Raw genomic sequence first — 17,125 nt, 5'->3', positions numbered from 1 at the left:
TTACCAGTTCTCACTTACCAGCCGGTTGCGGTGTAGACCACGGCGTCGGCCGATTCCTCGCCCCAGGCGAGCTCGCGCAGCAGGCACAGTGCCCCCTCCTCGGGGTCGATGAGCCCGATGCCGCGCCGCGCGTACTCCCGGGCGAGCTCGGGGGTCACCATGCCCGCGTGCTCCCCGTCCGGCGCCCAGGGTCCCCAATGCACCGTCAGCGCACGGGACGTGGACTGCTCCGCCCACCGGCTGCCGAGGGACTGCAGGGCGTCGTTGGCCGCCGCATAGTCCGCCTGGCCGCGGTTGCCGAGGACGGCGGCGATGCTGCCGAAGAACACGGCGAACCGGGGGGCCTGCGGCAGCTCGTCCAATGAGGCCAGCAGGGTGCGTGCGCCGTCGACCTTGGTGTCGTAGACCCGGCGGAAGGAGTCGGGGTCCTTCTCGGCCAGGACGCGGTCCTCGATGATCCCGGCCGCGTACACCACGCCGTCCAGGCGGCCGTGTTCGGCGTGGACGTCCGCCACCAGGCGGCGCACCGCCTCGGGGTCCCGGACGTCCACCGTGCGGTAGCGCACCGGACTGCCCAGGTCCTGCAGGATGTCGAGGGTGCGGCGCACCTCGCGGCGGGCGAGGATCTCCGAGACGGCCCGCTCGATGCCGGCCGGAGAGCGTTCACCCTGCCCGGCCAGGACGGCCCGCAGCGCGGCCCGGTCCGGCGCCTGCCGGACGGAGTCGTCCTCGGGGGTGTCAGGGAGGACGGTCCGGCCGGCCAGCTCGATCCGGCAGCGCGAGGCCGCCGCGAAGGTCGCGGCGATCCGCGCGGAGATGCCCCGGGCGCCGCCGATCAGCAGCACCACCGCGTCCCGGTCCAGGCCGACGGCGGCCGCCTCGGCAGTGCCGTCCCCGGCCGGGCCCGCGCCGCGGTCGCCCAGGGCGCCGAGGCCGGCGGCCACGGTTTCGAGCCCGTACCGGCCGCCGTCCGCCGACCGCAGCACCACCGGGGCCGGCTCCCCGGCCGTCAACTCGCCCACCAGCGCGGCCGCCACCTCGGCGGCGGTCAGCTGCGGGGCCGGCTCGACGAACCGGGCGAGGACGTCCGGGTACTCCCGCGCGACGGTCCGGAACAGGCCCCGCAGCCCGTCCGCCCGTCCGTCGGCCCCGGCGGGCGCAGCGGCGAGCAGCCAGCGCGGCCCGCGCCGCAGCGCGGCCTGGAACACCGGGAAGGCCCCGGGCAGGAGCGGCCCGCCGCCGTCCTGCGACAGCGCCGCCAGGTGGAACACCCCGTCCAGCGGGCCGTCCTCGTCCGTGAGCACGTGGTCCGGCGGCAGGACGACCGCCTCCGCGCCGCGGGCGCCCAGCAGGGCGGCCAGCGCGTCCGGCACCGGCCCGGCGTCACCCAGCAGGGCGAACCGTGTTCCCTCCAGGGCCGCGAAGTCCCCGTCGGGGGAGGCGAGTCGGACGCTGCGCAGGACCAGCCTGCCGGGCGCCTCGCCGACGACGGCCGGACCGGGGTCCTCCGCAGGGGCGGGGGTCTGCTGCGCGGGGGCCGTTCCCCCGCCGGGCAGCCGCTCCTCCAGCAGCTCGGCGATGCCGGACGCCGTACGGGCCTTGGAGACCGCCTCCAGCTCCGCGTCGTCGAGCCGGGGGAGCTCCGTACCGCCGGTGCCGAAGCCCAGCCGTGCGGCCAGCTCGCCGACGATCTCGACGCGCTTGATGGAGTCGATGCTCAGGTCGGCCTCCAGGTCGAGACCGGGCTCGATCATGTCGAGGGGATAGCCGGTGCGTTCGCCGATGATGTCCAGGACGGTCGCGAGCACGTCGGCCGGTGGTGCCGCGGGCTCGGGAAGAGCCTCGACGGCAGGAGGCGCGGCAGGCCGGAACGTGTCCGGCACCGGTGCCGGCACCGGCACCGGTGCGGCCGGTGGCGCATCCGCCGCCCCGCCGAGGTACGTCAGCAGCACGTCGCGCTGCGCTGCGACCAACTCCCGGCTGGTGCGCAGGAATTCGTGGACCATCCGGTCGCGGTCGGCCGCCGTGCCGCCGTCCTGGGCGCGGATCACTGTCATCTCCTCCATCGGTATGCGTCGGGCGGGTGCGAGCGAGCCGGGCAGCAGGCCGCCGTCGCGGGTGCGCGTCAGCTGCCCGTTGACGATCCAGCCGGGGGCCGCGGGGCAGGCCCCGGGGACGGCTTCGACGCTGTCGCGCCCCCGGTGCGTCCAGCCGGTACGGACGGGGACGCCGGCGACGGCGAGCCGGGCGAGCAGGCCCAGGAAGCCGCGCAGTCCGGGGCCTTCGGGCCCCTCGCACCCCACCGCCGTGTGCGGACGGTCGCCGAGGATCTTGCTGACGAGCCCCGTCAGCACCGACCCCGGTCCGGCCTCCACGAAGACCCGGACGCCGGACTCGTACATCCCCTCGATCTGCTGCGCGAAGAGCACGGGGGAACCGATCTGGGCCGCCAGCCCGGCCCGTATCCCGTCCGGGTGGCCGGGATGGACGGTGGCCGTCAGGTTCGCCCACACCGGTATCTCCGGTGCGGCCATGGGCCGGGCGGCGAGGGCCTCGGCGAACCGCTCGCCGGCCGGGGCCACCAGGGGGCTGTGGAAGGCGCACGCCACCGGGATCGGTTTGGCTCCCAGGCCCCGCTCGCGCAGCCGGCGCACCGCTTCCTCGACTGCTTCGACGGGGCCGGAAATCACGGTCTGCCGCGGTGCGTTGTGGTTCGCGACCACCACCCGGCCGGCCGGCCCGGCCGCCCGCAGCTCCTCGGCGACGTCCTCGGGCCCGGCCGCCACGGCGGCCATGGTCCCCGGCTCCGCGCCGGCGGCGGCGAGGATCGCCTCCGCGCGCGCCGCGCTCAGCTCCAGCAGCGTCTCCGGGCCGAACGCCCCGGCCGCGCACAGCGCGACCAGTTCGCCGTAGCTGTGCCCGGCCACCGCCGCGGGCCGGATCCCGGCCCGGCCCAGCAGCTCGGTCACGGTCAGCCCCATGACGCCCAGCGCGGGCTGGGCGGTCCTGGTGTCGGTGACCCGGGCGCGCCGCGTCTCCTCGGCGGCGGGGTCGAAGGCGGTCGGCGGGAAGACGATGTCCGCCCACTCGTGACCGGTCCGCAGATACCGCTGGACCTCCGGGAAGGCGATGAACAACTCGGCGAGCATGTCCGGCCGTTGACTGCCTTGACCGGGGAAGAGGAACGCCACCTCGCCGCCCTCCGGCCCGTCCGTCCCCGCACCGAAGACCCCCGCCCGGGGATCGTGCTCGCCCTCCCGGGCCCGTCCCAGCAGCCCGGGTAGCTCGTCCAGGTCGCGGGCCACGACGGCCGCCCAGGCCGGCTTCCCGGACGCGTCGGCGCGCCGGGCGGCGCTCAGCGCCAGGTCGCGCAGCCGCCAGGTGTGGCCCTGGCGGTCGTTCTCCGCGGCCAGTTCCAGCAGCCGGCCGATCTCCCGGGCGGCGTCCGCCCGGTCGGTGCCGTGGAAGACGAACAGCTCCGCAGGCCAGGCGTCGAGCCCGTGCCGGGGCGGGGGCCCCGCCTCGTGCCCGCGCAGCACCACGTGGAAGTTGGTGCCGCCGAAGCCGAACGCGCTGACCCCGGCGACCCGTTCGCCGGGCTCGGCCGCCCACGGGCGGGCGACGGTGTGGAAGGCGAACGGGCTGCTCTCCGCCTCCCAGGCCGGGTTGGGCCGGGTCAGCTGCGCCGTGGGCGGCCTGACCCCGGTGTGCAGGGCCAGGGCCGTCTTGACCAGGCCGGCCAGTCCTGCGGCGCACTTGGTGTGCCCGATCTGGGACTTCACCGAGCCGAGCGCGCAGCCGCCCGGCGCCGCCCCGGCCTCGGTGAACACCTCGGTGAGCGTGGTGAGTTCGGTGCGGTCGCCGACGACCGTCCCGGTGCCGTGGGCCTCCAGCAGGCCCACGGCGGCGGGCGAGATCCCGGCGTGGCGGTAGGCCCGCTCCAGCGCGGCCCGCTGGCCCTCCGGGCGGGGTGCCGTCAGGCCCAGGGACCTGCCGTCGCTCGAACTGCCGACGCCCTTGACGACGGCGTAGACGCGGTCGCCGTCCCGCTCGGCGTCCGCCAGCCGCTTGAGGACGACGCAGGCGACGCCCTCGCCGAGCGCGATGCCGTCCGCCGCGCTGTCGAAGGTGCGGGAGCGGCCGGTGGGGGACAGCGCGTGCACGGAGGAGAACAGCAGAAAGTCGTTGATCCCGTTGTGCAGGTCCGCGCCTCCGCACAGCACGAGGTCGCTGGTGCCGGCGGACAGTTCCTTGCACGCCACGTCCACCGCGGCCAGCGAGGAGGCGCAGGCCGCGTCCACGGTGAAGTTCGCGCCGCCGAGGTCGAGCCGGTTGGCGATCCGACCGGCGATGACGTTGGCCAGCATGCCCGGGAACGAGTCCTCGGTCAGCCGCGGCAGTTGCTCGTCCAGCCCGGGCGGCAGTTCGCCCAGGTAGGCGGGGAGCACCGTGCGCACGGTGGTGGCGTTCGACAGGTCGCTGCCCGCCTCGGCCCCGAACACGACCGAGGCCCTGGAGCGGTCGAAGGGACGCTTCTCGTATCCGGCGTCGCTCAGCGCCCGCCGCGCGGCCTCCAGCGCGAGCAGCTGCACCGGCTCGATGCTGCCGAGCGAGGACGGCGGGATGCCGTAGCGCAGCGGGTCGAAGGGGATGTCCGGCAGGAAGCCGCCCCACTTCGACTCCGTGCGGGTGCCGTCCGCCCCGGGTCCGTGGTGCAGCTCCGCGTCCCAGCGCTCCGGCGGCACCTCGCCGACCGCGTCGGTGCCCGCGACGACGTTCGCCCAGTAGGCGGCCAGGTCCGGCGCGCCGGGGAACATGCAGGCCATGCCGACCACGGCGATGTCGAGCGGGGCAGGGGTCAGCTCCGGGGCCTCCTGGCGGAACCCCTCGCGCAGCCGCCGGGCGCGCGCGGCGAAGAAGCCGGCGGCCTCCGCGCTGACGGCGGCGTGCAGTTCGGGGACGGTGGTGACCGCGGACCGCAGCACGGCCACCTGGCCGGCCATGAACATGCCCTCGGCCAGCTGCCGGTCCTCGTCCACCTCCGTGAGCGAATCGCCGGTCCGCTCCACGCCCTTGCTGGCGATCCTCAGCCGCCCGACGTTGAGCTGTTCCAGCTGCTCCCACGCCTGCCGCTCCGGGACGCCGCTCTCCCGCAACTCCTCCTTGGCACCGCGGAATTCGTCCGTGAACGGGCTGCTCACGCAGCGGGTGGCGTGGCCGGGCGCGGTCTCCAGCAGCTCGGTCCGGCGGGCCGTCAGGACCTGCCGCTGGAACGACGGCCGCACGGCGCCCCGGTCCACCGCCTCCTCGGTGAACAGGTAGGCGGTGCCCATGAGCAGCCCGACCGCGACTCCGCGGGCGGACAGCGGCGCGGCGAGCGCGGCCACCATCGCGGCCGACCGCTTGTCGTGCACGCCGCCGGCGAAGAACACCCGCAGCTCGGCGGGGTCCGCGTCCGCGGCCGTGTCGAGGAACTCCTCCAGCACCTCGGCCTGCGCCTCCCACAGGGCGAAGCTGCTCCGCGGTCCGACGTGGCCGCCGCACTCCGAGCCCTCGAAGACGAACTTACGCGCGCCCGCGTCCAGGAACTGCCGGAGCAGCCCGGGCGAGGGCACGTGCAGGAAGGCGTCGATGCCCGCCGCCTCCAGCTCGGCCGCCTGCGCGGGCCTGCCGCCCGCGATGATGGCGCAGGAGGGCCGGATCTCCCGGACGAGCTCCAGCTGTACGGCCTTGATGTGCGCGGGCGCGAAGCCGAGGACGCCCACGCCCCAAGGAGTGTCGCCCAGTTCGTCGCGGGCCTGCTCCAGCAGGATCCGCGCCTCCAGGGGCCCGGCGAGGGCCAGCGCGAGGAAGGGCAGCCCGCCGTGGCCGGCGACGGCGGCCGCGAACCGCGCCTGGTCGCTGACCCTGGTCATGGGCCCCTGGGCGATGGGCAGCACGGTGCCCGTCGCGCGGCTCATGGGGGAGCCGCGGAGCAGCGCGTCCCCGGCGGCGTCGTCGCGCACGGCCTCCCGGACGGCGGCGGTGATGCCGCGGACGGCCGAGCCCACGTCGCCCCAGCGCCGCGCGAACGAGGCGGCCAGGAAGCCGTCCTGGCCCACGGGGAGCAGCCGGGTCCGCGGATCCTCCGCGCCCAGCAGCCGGGCGACTTCGGCGGGTTCGTCCGGCAGGGGCGGTGTGTCCGGTCCCCGGCGGCGCAGCACCCGGTGGCCGGCGGCCGTCACGGTCTCCGAGCCGTCCAGGGGGCGGATCGCCGCCGCCACGTCCTCCGGGACGCCGGATTCGTCGAGCAGCGCCAGCTGGGTGTCGAGGACGACCCCCGCCGCACCGCCGACGACGGCGGCCGCGGCGGTGTGCGGCCCGATGCCTCCGCAGGCCCAGACGGGCAGGCCGAGTTCCGGGTCCGCCACCAGCTGCTGGAGGAGGACGAAGGTGCTCAGCTCGCCGACGCGGCCGCCCGCCTCGTTCCCCCGGGCGACGAGACCGTGCGCCCCGGCGCGTGCGGCCGTCAGGGCCGTCTCGTGGTCGGTGACCTCGACCAGGACGCGGTGCCGGCCGGCGGCGAGGTCGGCCGGGGCCAACCCGGCGTCCGCGCCGAGCAGTACGGTGTGCACGCCCCCGTCGGCCGCCAGGTCGTCGGGCCCGAGCGCGCATCCCGCCCCGACGCGCACCCCGAACGGGCCCGGCACCCATTGCCGCACCAGTCGGAGGGCCTCGCGGGCCGCGCGGCGCCGGCCCCTTCCGAGATCGAGCACGCCAAGACCGCCGGCGCGGCAGACCGCCGCCACCAGGCGTGGATCGGGTTCGCCGAACGGGCTGACGCCCAGGATGGTTTCTGTGGACACGGGAACTCCGAGTGGCAGGAGGGTCGTTCGGAAGCACCGGGAATGCGCGGGGCGTCGGACGTCCGAGGCCGGAGGGACGCCGCGATCGGTGCCAAGGTGAGGCAAGAGGTGCGTGAGAGGTGCGTGACGATCGAAGGTCGTCCGAAGGCCGGCACGGAGAGAATGCGGCCCGGCTTCCCCGGCGGGCCTGGCTGGATCATTGCACGGCGGGGCGCGGAGGGAATACCCGGATCGGCATTATCCTGTGAATGGTGTACGTCACATTCGCATCGGTTGCGGGAATCCCGCAAGGGAATTGCGGCAAGCCCGCAACGGGCGTGGAATTGCCGCAAATATAGTCCGGACCAATTGCGGTGACAGGCCCAACTCCCCTGAAAGAGTGGGGAGTTGGATGGCCGTGGGCTCGGTGGTGAATTCCGTCAGGAAAGTTTTTCCCGCCCCGGTGTTGATATTCGGGAACGCTGTGCAAGGATTCCTGCTGTCCGGCTCGAAAAGGGCCGGACGGAGAAAGGAGTCCTGTGAAGTCATTGACGCTCAGATCTGCCGCCGGGACGGTCGCCTGCCTGGCGGTGTCGGCCGCGCTGGTGCCGGCGTCCCCCGCGGGAGCGGCGGACCGGCCCGGGAGCGTGGACAGGGCGACGGCCGAATCCCTCGGCCGCATAGCGGGTGTCGTGCTCACCGACCGGACGGCGGCGATCGTCGACGGCAAGGTGACGGGGCACGCCACTGCGCCGTCCGCGAAGAAGGCGAACCTCTCGTCCGCGACGGCGCGTTCGGAGAAGTCCGTCGTGGCCTCGCTGCACGAGCGCAGGACGAAGCTCAAGGCCCTGGGTGAGGCGTACTCCGCCGGCGACACCCGGGTCGTGGTGGACCGGGCCGGCGTCGAGGGCAAGAAGGCCACGGTCCGGGTGACCGAGACCACGCAGCTGACCTACCAGAAGATCCGCGGTGACGAGCCGGGCACCACCGGCTTCCAGGCCCACCACGAACTGAGCTTCGACGCCGGCAAGAACGGGTCGTGGGAGCTGGCCGGCATCAAGGCTCTGGACGAGATGCCGCAGATCAACGCACCCGCACCGGCACCTGCTGCGCCCGAGGCGAAGGCCGCCGCGGGCGAGAACGACATGCCGAACGCTCCCCAGGCGAGTCTCTGGCCGTTCCCCAAGCGGCTGCCGAAGGACACGAACACCGGCCTCGACTACAAGGCGATGGCCGACTACGCCGAGAAGTACTGGAAGAATTACAACCCGGACTACCGTTCGCACCCGCTGGGGACCGGCGGCGACTGTACGAACTTCGTCAGCCAGGCACTGAAGGCGGGCGGCTGGAAGAGCGCCGGTGGCAAGGCCGGTGACTACACGAAGTGGTGGTACGGATCCGACACCGAGTCGGATTCCTGGACCGGCGTCAACGAGTGGTCCTGGTTCGCGCAGAACTCGGGGCGGGTGAAGCCTCTGAAGTACGCCTACCAGATGGAGGTCGGGGACGTCCTCCAGGCGGACTTCGACCGTGACGGGTCCAAGGACCACACCATGCTGGTGACTTACCGCGATGCTCTCGGCACCCCGTATCTGACGTACCACTCCTTCGACACCTATCGGCGGTCGTTGCTGAGCCTCTCGGTGATGCTGCCGCTCACCAAGTGGTACGCCTACCGCACCTGATGCGTACGGTGCGCGGCGCGGCGGTCCTGGCGACCGGGACCGCCCTCATGCTCGGGCTGCTGTCGGGCTGCGGATCGGGCGGGGGCGGGGCAGGGAACATGGCCGCGTCCACGCCCTCCGCCCGCCCCTCCTCGGCCTCGCCGACCCCCGCCCCGTCGGCGTCGAAGTCGGCGGAGCCGGGGGAGAAGTGGGACGGGAAGGTACGGACCCTGGGCGACGGTTCGACGTCCTACACCGGCCCGCAGCCGCACCAGCCCAAGCCGGAGAAGCTCAAACCGGGGGAGAAGCCGCCGCAGTTCGTGGTGTTCTCCTGGGACGGCGCCCTCCAGGGCGACGACGAGCAGTTCTCGCACTTCCGTGAGGTCGCCAAGGAGAACAACGCGAACATGACGTTCTTCCTCACCGGCACATACCTGCTGCCGAAGTCGAAGGCGTCGATGTACAAGCCGCCGCAGCACAAGCCCGGTGAGATGGCGATCTCCTACGCCACCGACCAGCACATCAGGGACACCCTGGAACAGCTGAGCGGCGCCTGGCTGGAGGGCAACGAGATTGGCACGCACTTCAACGGGCACTTCTGCGGGGCCAAGGGCGGCGGCGACTGGAGCGTCGCCGAGTGGAAGAGCGAGATCGAGCAGTCCTATTCCTTCGTCGAGAACTGGAAGACCAACACCGGCTACAAAGACCTGCCCCCACTGCCCTTCGACTACAAGAAGGAGCTCGCCGGCGGTCGAGCCCCTTGCCTGGAAGGCCAGAAGAACCTGCTCAAGGCCGCCAAGTCGTTCGGCTGGCGCTACGACGCCAGTTCCCCCGGCGACTTCCAGCTCTGGCCGTCGAAAACCGACGGCATCTGGAACTTCCCGCTGCAGCTCGTCCCCTATCCCGGGACCGAGCAGCAAGTCCTCTCCATGGACTTCAACTTCCTCTACAACCAGTCCGGTGACAGCACCCAGGGCGATCCGGCCAAGTACGCGCAGTGGCGCAAGCTGACCAGGGACAGCTATCTCGACGGCTTCGAGCGCGTCTACAACGGCAGCCGCGCCCCGCTGTTCATCGGCAACCACTTCGAGGACTGGAACGGCGGCATCTACATGAAGGCCGTCGAGGACGTCGTGAAGTCGGTCTGCAAGCGCGACGGCGTGCGCTGCGTGACCTTCAAACAGCTCGCCGACTGGCTGGACGTCCAGGATCCCCAGGTCCTGGAGAGGATGCGCCGGCTGGACCCGGCGCAGTCCCCGGACTGGAAGTCCCTGGTCAAGCAACCCCCCGTTCCCCCATTGTGAGGTACCACCCCCATGTCCCCGCGCAAGAGATCCGTCCCCGCCCTCGCCTGCACCGCCACGGCGCTGGCCATGGCCGTGACGGCGGTCGCCGCCTCCGCGTCCGCCGCCCCGGCAGACGCGAAGACCGCAAAGGCCGGCAAGACCGTCACCAGCGGCTGGAACAACTGGTCCTGCAAGCCGTCCGCCGCCCACCCCAACCCCGTCGTCCTCCTCCACGGCACCTGGGCCAACCAGCTGGACACCTGGTTCCTCACGGCCCCGTCGCTGGTCAAGGAGGGTTACTGCGTCTACTCCCTCGACTACGGCAAGTTGCCTTACATGCCGACGCTCAACGGCCAGGGGCCGCTCGTCAAGTCGGCAGGGGAGGTGTCCACCTTCGTGGACAAGGTCCTCAAGTCCACGGGGACGAAGAAGGTGGACATCGTCGGCCACTCCCAGGGCGGCGGCCCCCTGCCCCGCTACTACATGGAGTTCATGAACGGCGCCTCCAAGGTCGACAAGCTCATAGGCCTGGCCCCGGACAACCACGGCGCCACTGCCTCCGGGCTGGCCATTCTCGGGCGCAAGGTCCCCGGCGTGAGCCAGGTGCTGGACCTCACCGTCCCCGGCGTGCAGGACCAGATGGTCGGCTCCGAGTTCCTGAAGAAGCTGAACTCGAAGCCGGACACCGTGCCGGGTGTGAAGTACACGGTCATCTCGACCAAGTACGACGAGATCGCCACGCCCTACAAGACGCAGCAGCTCTCCGGCCCGAACGTGCGCAACGTGGTGGTCCAGGACCTCTGCAAGCTCGACGTCTCCGAGCACATCGCGCTGGGCCTGATCGACCGCATCGCCTACAACGAGGTGAAGAACGCGCTCGACCCGGCGCACGCGACCCCCACCACCTGCAAGTCCGCCGTCAGCTGACCCTGTCGTCCGGTACTCCGGCTCGAAGTCGGTTTCCCAACCCCCTACTTGCGAGGTTGTCCCATGTCCGTACGCAAGAGATCGCTCCGTGTCCTCGCCGGTACCGTTTCGGCGCTGGCGCTGGCCCTGTCCTTCGGTTCCACCGCGGCCTCGGCGGCCCCGGCCGACGGCGCGGCCGGCAAGGCCGTCACCAGCGGCTGGAACGACTGGTCCTGCAAGCCGTCCGCCGCCCACCCCCAGCCCGTCGTCCTGATCCACGGCACCTTCGCCAACTCCTGGGACAACTGGCTGGTGGGGGCCCCTTACCTGGCCAAGCGCGGCTACTGCGTCTACTCCTTCGACTACGGCCAGTTGCCCGGTGTGCCGCTCTTCAACGGCATCGGGCCGATCGAGAAGTCGGCCGGGCAGCTGTCCGCGTTCGTCGACAAGGTCCGGAAGTCGACCGGCGCCGAGAAGGTGGACCTGGTCGGGCACTCCCAGGGCGGCGGCCCCCTGCCGCGCTACTACCTCAACTTCCTCGACGGCGCCGGCAAGGTCGGCAAGCTCGTGGGCATCGCCCCCGACAACCACGGCACCACCGTCTCGGGGCTCTCCCGCCTTGCGGACATCGTCCCCGGCGCGCGCAAGGTCGTTTCGCTCACCCTGCCCGGCGTGGAGGACCAGCTGGTGGGGTCGGAGTTCCTGAAGAAGCTGAACTCGAAGCCGGACACCGTGCCGGGTGTGAAGTACACGGTCATCTCGACCAAGTACGACGAGATCGCCACACCGTACACATCCCAGTTCCTGAACGGTCCGGACGTCCGCAACGTCGTCCTCCAGGACCTGTGCAAGGCCGACATCTCGGAGCACGCCGCGATCGGCACGATCGACCGCGTCGCCTTCCACGAAGTGGCCAACGCGCTCGACCCGGCGCACGCCACCCCCACCACCTGCGCCTCCGCTCTCAGCTGACACCCCCCGTACCGGCCCGGCCGCCTCCCCCCCGGCGGCCGGGCCCCTTGCCCTGTTGCCGGACGGAACAGTGATCACTCGCAAACAGCTCGCGACCGCACTGCGGCGGTTCCGCCCCGCCTATCCCCGCCCGGGGCGGACGGGGTTCCGGCGCTGGGTACCGTCGTGGCGCCAGACGCTGGGGCTGCTCGGCCTCGCCGTCGCCGTCGTGGCCGGACTGCTGACGATCATGTTCATGCGCACCGCGATACCGGCCGACCTCAACGCCTTCGCCACCCAGCAGGACAACGTCTACTACTGGGCCGACGGCAGCGAGATGGCCCGCACCGGCGAGGTCGACCGGCAGGACACACCGCTGGCGAAGGTGCCCGGCAAGGTCCGCTGGGCGGCGCTGGCCGCGGAGAACGAGACGTTCTACTCCGACAATGGCGTCTCCCTCAGCGGCATGGTCCGCGCGGTCTCCAGGATGGCCACCGGGGGCGACACCCAGGGCGGTTCGACCATCACCCAGCAGTACGTGAAGAACGCCTACCTCAACCAGGAACAGACCTTCTCGCGCAAGCTCACCGAGATGTTCATCGCGATCAAGCTCGACAACAGGATGAGCAAGGACGAGATCCTCGAGCAGTACCTCAACACCAGTTGGTACGGGCGCGGCGCCTACGGCATCCAGCGCGCCGCCCACGCCTACTACGGCAAGGACGTCTCGCAGCTGAACGCGAGCGAGGGCGCCTTCCTGGCGTCCCTGCTCAAGGGCGCCGCTCTCTACGACCCGGCCTCCGGCGCCGCGAACCACAAGCGCGCGGTGGAGCGCTGGAACTGGGTCCTGGACCGGATGGTGGCCATCGGCAAGCTCTCCAAGCAGGAGCGCGCGCAGTACACGCACTTCCCCGAGCCGATCGCCCCGCCCAAGGTCACCGGGCTGACCGGCCAGACCGGCTACCTCGTCGAGACGGCCCGCGCCTATCTGCTCGCCCACTCCCACGTCTCCGAGCGGGACTTCGCGCTCGGCGGCTACCAGATCCGCACCACGTTCGACAAGAAGCGGATGACAGCGCTCACCCGGGCGGTCGAGCAGGCGCGGAACGGTCTGGACCCGGACCGGCGCGAGGCCGACCGCAATGTCCGCATCGGCGCCGCGTCGGTGGCCACCGACGGGCGCATCGTCGCCCTGTACGGCGGGCCGGACTACCTCAAGCAGGGCTTCAACGACGCCAATTCGTCCGTCGTGCCCGCGGGCAGCGCCTTCACCCCGTTCGTCTACGCGGCTGCCCTGCGCGACGGGGTGCAGCGCGAGCGCGGCAAACCCCGCACCGGCGTGACGCCGTCGACGCTCTACGACGGCAACGACAAGGTCTCCCTGCAGACCCCGGAGGGCCCCTACTGGGACCGGTCGGGGAAGATCGTCAGAGCGGTCAACGAAGGCGACGAGTCCTGGGGGAGGATCCCGCTCAAGGACGCGGTCGCACAGTCGGTCAACACCCCGATGATGCAGCTGGGCATGGACGTGGGCCTGGACCGGGTCGGCCAGGCGGCCGTGCAGACGGGCCTGCTGGAGAGCAGCCTCGGAGACAAACTGCCGTCGTTCTCGCTCGGCACCGCCACGCCCAGCGCCATCCGCATGGCCGACGCCTACGCCACGTTCGCCGCCAAGGGCCGGCACACCGAGCCGTACTCGGTCGCCGGACTCCGGCGCAACGGCGACGACGTGCCCGTGGAGCGGCCGGAGCCCGAACAGGCCCTGCCGCCGCAGGTGGCGGGCGCCGTGGACGACGCCCTGCGCGAGGCGGTCCGCAACGGCACGGCGAAGCCGGCCCGGGCCGCCGGACCCGGCACGGCCGGCAAGACCGGCACCGCGCAGGACAACAAGTCCGCTTGGTACGTCGGTTACCGCGACTCCCTGTCGACCGCGGTCTCGCTCGCCCGCATCGACCCCAGGACGCAGGAACTGCTCCCACTGGACGGCATCGGCGGAACGCCTGAGGGCACGGTGGGCAGTTCGCTGCCGATCGAGCTGTGGACGCGGTACGTGACCGCGGCGCAGTAGCCTCGGCGGGCCCCGTGGCCCGGCCGGGTCGTCCGACACGTCGGACGCTACGCTGCCCGCCCGTACACTCGTGCCCCCCGCCATAGGGGCAGCCGCGATACATGAGAGGGTCGGGCGGGTGAGTGAGAGACCGGCGAACACCCTGCAATACCGCTCTGACGGACCAGAGGACGCTCCCGTCCTGGTCCTGGGCCCCGAGCTGGGTACCACATGGCACATGTGGGACCGGCAGATCCCGGAACTGAGCCGGAACCGGCGCGTTCTGCGCTTCGACCTGCCCGGCCACGGCGGATCGCCCGCCGAGCCCGCGCACACGGTCGGCGAGCTCACCGACCGGCTCGTCGCCACCCTCGGCACCCTGGGCATCGAACGCTTCGACTACGCCGGCTGCTCCTTCGCCTCCGCCCTCGGTATCGACCTCGCCCTCCGCCACCCGCACCGCCTCGCCGCGCTCGCCCTGCTGGGCTCCGCGGCCCGCTTCGGCGCCGTCGACGCGGAGGGGGTGCGCCGCGGCGGCCTCGAACCGGTCGCCCGCGCCGTGCCCGAGCGGTGGTTCGCGCCCGCGTTCGCGAGCGCACAGCCGGCCATCGTGGACTGGGCCGTCCAGATGGTCCGCAGCACCGACCTGAACTGCTTCGCGGCGGCGTGCGAGGCGCTGGCCGCATTCGACGTGCAGGCGGACCTGACCCGCGTCGCCGCCCCCACCCTGGTGGTCGTCGGCGCGGACGACCGGCTCACCCCGCCCGCCCAGGCCCGCGCCCTGGTCGCGGGCATCCCCGACGCCCGCCTCGCGGTCGTGCCGGGGGCGTGCCACCTGACTCCGGTGGAACAGCCTGCGGCGGTGACGGACCTCCTGGTCCGCCACTTCACGACGCCGGCGGCGACGGCCACGGCGGTCCGCGTCCCCGGGGCGACGGCGCCTGCGGCGGGGCGCGGGGACGACTGGCCGGTGCCGGCCGCGGGTGCTCCGGCGGGGCCGGTTTCCGCGCCTGGTGGGTCCGGCGGTCCTGGTGATGCGGCGCCGCGTGCGGGCGTCGGGCGGGACGACTGGCCGGTGCCGTCGGGAAGCACTCCGGCGGGGCCGGTTCCCGGGCCCGGTCGCCCCGGCGACGCGGGGGCCGGGCAGGGCGATTGGCCGGTGCCGCCCGGCAGTGGGCAAACGCCCGGCGACTGGTCGCCGGTGCCGGGTCCGCGTCCGGACGCTGCGCCGAGGAGCGCCGCTCCGGCGGCCGACGACTGGCCTGTGCCGCCGGGGAGCACTCCGGCGGCACAGGCTTCCGGGCCCACTCGCCTTGGTGATGCGGCGGCGGGTGCGGGGACTGGACGGGACGACTGGCCTGTGCCGTCGGGCAGCACGCCGGCGACCCCCGCCTCCGGGCCCGCTCGCCCCGGCGATGCCGCGCCGGGTCCGCGTCCGGACGCTCCGGCGGCCGACTCGGCTGTGACGGCCGGTGTTCGGCCTGTTCCGCCGGCCGCCTTGCCGTCCCGCCCGGCCGGGGTGCCGGACGACTGGCCGGTTGCGGTCGGCAGCACCCCGCCGGGTACCGCCGTACCCGCTCGCGCAGCAGGTGTGACGGGTGACTGGCACGCGCCGAAGGACGACAGCCCGGCGGCAGCGGCTGACGCCTGGCCGGCTCAGGCGCCGGGCGCGGCGGGCGTCGCTCCGACGAACGGCGGCTCGGCCGCCGACGGCCGGCGGGTCCCGCCCGGCGGAGGAACTGCGCCCGTCCGGCCGCCGGCGATCGACGACTGGCCCGCTCCGGCCGCCCCGGGGACGGCCGGTGACTGGCATGCCCCGCCTGCCGGGCCGAGTGGCACGTCTGTCCGGCCGATGACGGTGGACGATTGGCCGGTTCCGGCAGGCAGCACTCCGGCGACGGATTCCGACGCATCGCCGGTTCGTCCGGGAAGGACGGTTGCCGGCCCTGCCGTCCCGTTGGACGGTGGTCCGGCCGCGACAGGTGCCGCCGGCGTGCCGGCTCGCCCGTCGGGCGCGGCCGACGACTGGCCGGTCCCGCAGGGCAACGCCCCTTCCGGGGCCGGTTCCCTGTCCGAGCGTCCGGCGGGGGCCGTTGACGGCCCTTCCGTCTCGCTGTCCGGTGGCCCGGTCGCCGCAGGTGCCGCTGCTGTGTCCGTCGGCCCGTCGGGTGCCGCCGACGGCTGGCCCGTCCCGCCCGGCAATGCTCCCTCCGGGACCGAAACCCCGTCCGCGCGTCCCGCAGTGGCGATGGACGGTCGCCCCGTCCCGCCGCCCGGCGGCCCCGCCACGGCAGGAACCGTCGCCCCGGCCGCCCGCCCGGCCGGCGCCGTCGACGGTCGTCCCGTTCCGCCCGGCGGCGCCCCCAGCGCCCCCGACGCCCTGGCCAAGCGCCCGGCCGCAGCCGTCGACCTCCGCCCCGCCCAGCCGGGCAGCGCCGTTCCGTTCCTGCTGCCCGCGGGGTCCGGGCTCCCGGCCGAGGACGACTTCCACGAGCTCGTCGTGGCGCGCGACGCCGCGATCTGGGCCCGGCCGGGGCTGGATCTGCGGAGCCGGCTGCTCGTCACGCTCGCCGCGCTCACGGCCGGCGGGCACCTCGACGAGCTGGAGGTGCATCTGCGGGCGGCGCTCCGGCACGGGGTGGCGGCCGAGGAGGTCAAGGAGGTGCTGCTGCAGTGTGCGGTCTCGTGCAGCCCTCCGGCCGTCCGTGCGGCCTACGCCGTGGCACGGCGCGTCGTCGCGGAGGAGGGCGGACAGGAGGAGGCCGCGGAACCGCAGCCGTAGCAAGATGGGCGGCATGAAGCTGACCAAGCACTCCCACGCCTGCGTCCGGTTGGAGAAGGACGGCCGGACGCTCGTCATCGACCCCGGCGGGTTCAGCGAACAGGACGCGGCCGTCGGGGCGGACGCCGTGCTCGTCACGCACGAGCACCCGGACCACTTCGACGAGGGCCGGCTGCGTGCCGCGCTGGAGGCGAACCCGGCCGCCGAGCTGTGGACCCTGCGCAGCGTCGCGGAACAGGTGGCGGCGGCCTTCCCCGGCCGGGTGCACACGGTCGGCGAGGGGGACGCCTTCACCGCCGCCGGGTTCGACGTCCGCGTCTACGGGCAGCTGCACGCCGTGATCCACCCGGACCTCGACCGGATCACGAACGTCGGGTACTTCGTCGACGATTCCGTCTTCCACCCCGGCGACGCGCTCACCGTTCCCGACCGGCCCGTCGACACGCTGATGCTGCCGGTGATGGCCCCGTGGAACAAGGTCTCGGAGGTCATCGACTACCTCCGCGAGGTCGAGCCGCGCCGCGCGATCGACATCCACGACGGGCTGCTGAGCGACCTGGCCCGGCCGGTGTACGACCGGATGCTCGGCCTGCAGGGGCCGGGCGGCGTCTCGGGGGCCGAGCACGGGCGGATGGTGGCGGGGGAGAGCCGGGAGCTGTGAGGGG

General features: G+C 73.2%; 8 protein-coding genes. 7 read left to right on the top strand and 1 reads right to left on the bottom strand.

The window, feature by feature from the left end; genetic code table 11:
- Positions 1-14: 14 nt before the first annotated feature.
- Positions 15-6,845, bottom strand: a complete 6,831-nt coding sequence (locus ACLHRZ_RS28940) for an SDR family NAD(P)-dependent oxidoreductase (protein ID WP_490421507.1) — start codon at positions 6,843-6,845, stop codon at positions 15-17.
- Positions 6,846-7,363: 518 nt separating this feature from the next.
- Between ACLHRZ_RS28940 and ACLHRZ_RS28935 the strand changes: the two genes are divergently transcribed.
- From ACLHRZ_RS28935 to ACLHRZ_RS28905, 7 genes are all read left to right on the top strand, one after another.
- Complete coding sequence (locus ACLHRZ_RS28935) at positions 7,364-8,509, top strand: amidase domain-containing protein (protein WP_490421506.1); 1,146 nt, start codon at positions 7,364-7,366, stop codon at positions 8,507-8,509.
- Positions 8,509-9,792, top strand: a complete 1,284-nt coding sequence (locus ACLHRZ_RS28930) for a polysaccharide deacetylase family protein (protein ID WP_490421505.1) — start codon at positions 8,509-8,511, stop codon at positions 9,790-9,792. Before ACLHRZ_RS28935 ends, ACLHRZ_RS28930 begins: the two co-directional genes overlap by 1 nt.
- Before the next feature lie 12 nt (positions 9,793-9,804).
- The gene (locus tag ACLHRZ_RS28925) at positions 9,805-10,701 is read left to right on the top strand and encodes an esterase/lipase family protein (protein WP_490421504.1); all 897 of its coding nucleotides are present in this window, start codon (positions 9,805-9,807) and stop codon (positions 10,699-10,701) included.
- Between the two features lie 63 nt (positions 10,702-10,764).
- Complete coding sequence (locus tag ACLHRZ_RS28920) at positions 10,765-11,652, top strand: esterase/lipase family protein (RefSeq protein WP_490421503.1); 888 nt, start codon at positions 10,765-10,767, stop codon at positions 11,650-11,652.
- A 70-nt stretch (positions 11,653-11,722) separates the two neighbouring features.
- Positions 11,723-13,699, top strand: a complete 1,977-nt coding sequence (locus ACLHRZ_RS28915) for a transglycosylase domain-containing protein (RefSeq protein WP_490421502.1) — start codon at positions 11,723-11,725, stop codon at positions 13,697-13,699.
- Positions 13,700-13,817: 118 nt separating this feature from the next.
- Positions 13,818-16,460 (top strand): alpha/beta fold hydrolase, encoded by a 2,643-nt coding sequence (locus ACLHRZ_RS28910; protein ID WP_490421501.1) that lies wholly within the window; start codon positions 13,818-13,820, stop codon positions 16,458-16,460.
- A 13-nt stretch (positions 16,461-16,473) separates the two neighbouring features.
- Positions 16,474-17,121 (top strand): MBL fold metallo-hydrolase, encoded by a 648-nt coding sequence (locus tag ACLHRZ_RS28905; protein WP_490421500.1) that lies wholly within the window; start codon positions 16,474-16,476, stop codon positions 17,119-17,121.
- Positions 17,122-17,125: the final 4 nt, after the last annotated feature.

This window comes from Streptomyces sp. AM25, assembly GCF_058146165.1.
This window is presented reverse-complemented; position numbering and strand designations above follow the sequence as displayed.

Bases quoted from the DNA above. Each gene is read 5' to 3' on its own strand.
- ACLHRZ_RS28930 (WP_490421505.1), top strand. From the start codon at position 8,509: ATGCGTACGGTGCGCGGCGCGGCGGTCCTGGCGACCGGGACCGCCCTC.
- ACLHRZ_RS28925 (WP_490421504.1), top strand. From the start codon at position 9,805: ATGTCCCCGCGCAAGAGATCCGTCCCCGCCCTCGCCTGCACCGCCACG.
- ACLHRZ_RS28920 (WP_490421503.1), top strand. From the start codon at position 10,765: ATGTCCGTACGCAAGAGATCGCTCCGTGTCCTCGCCGGTACCGTTTCG.
- ACLHRZ_RS28905 (WP_490421500.1), top strand. From the start codon at position 16,474: ATGAAGCTGACCAAGCACTCCCACGCCTGCGTCCGGTTGGAGAAGGAC.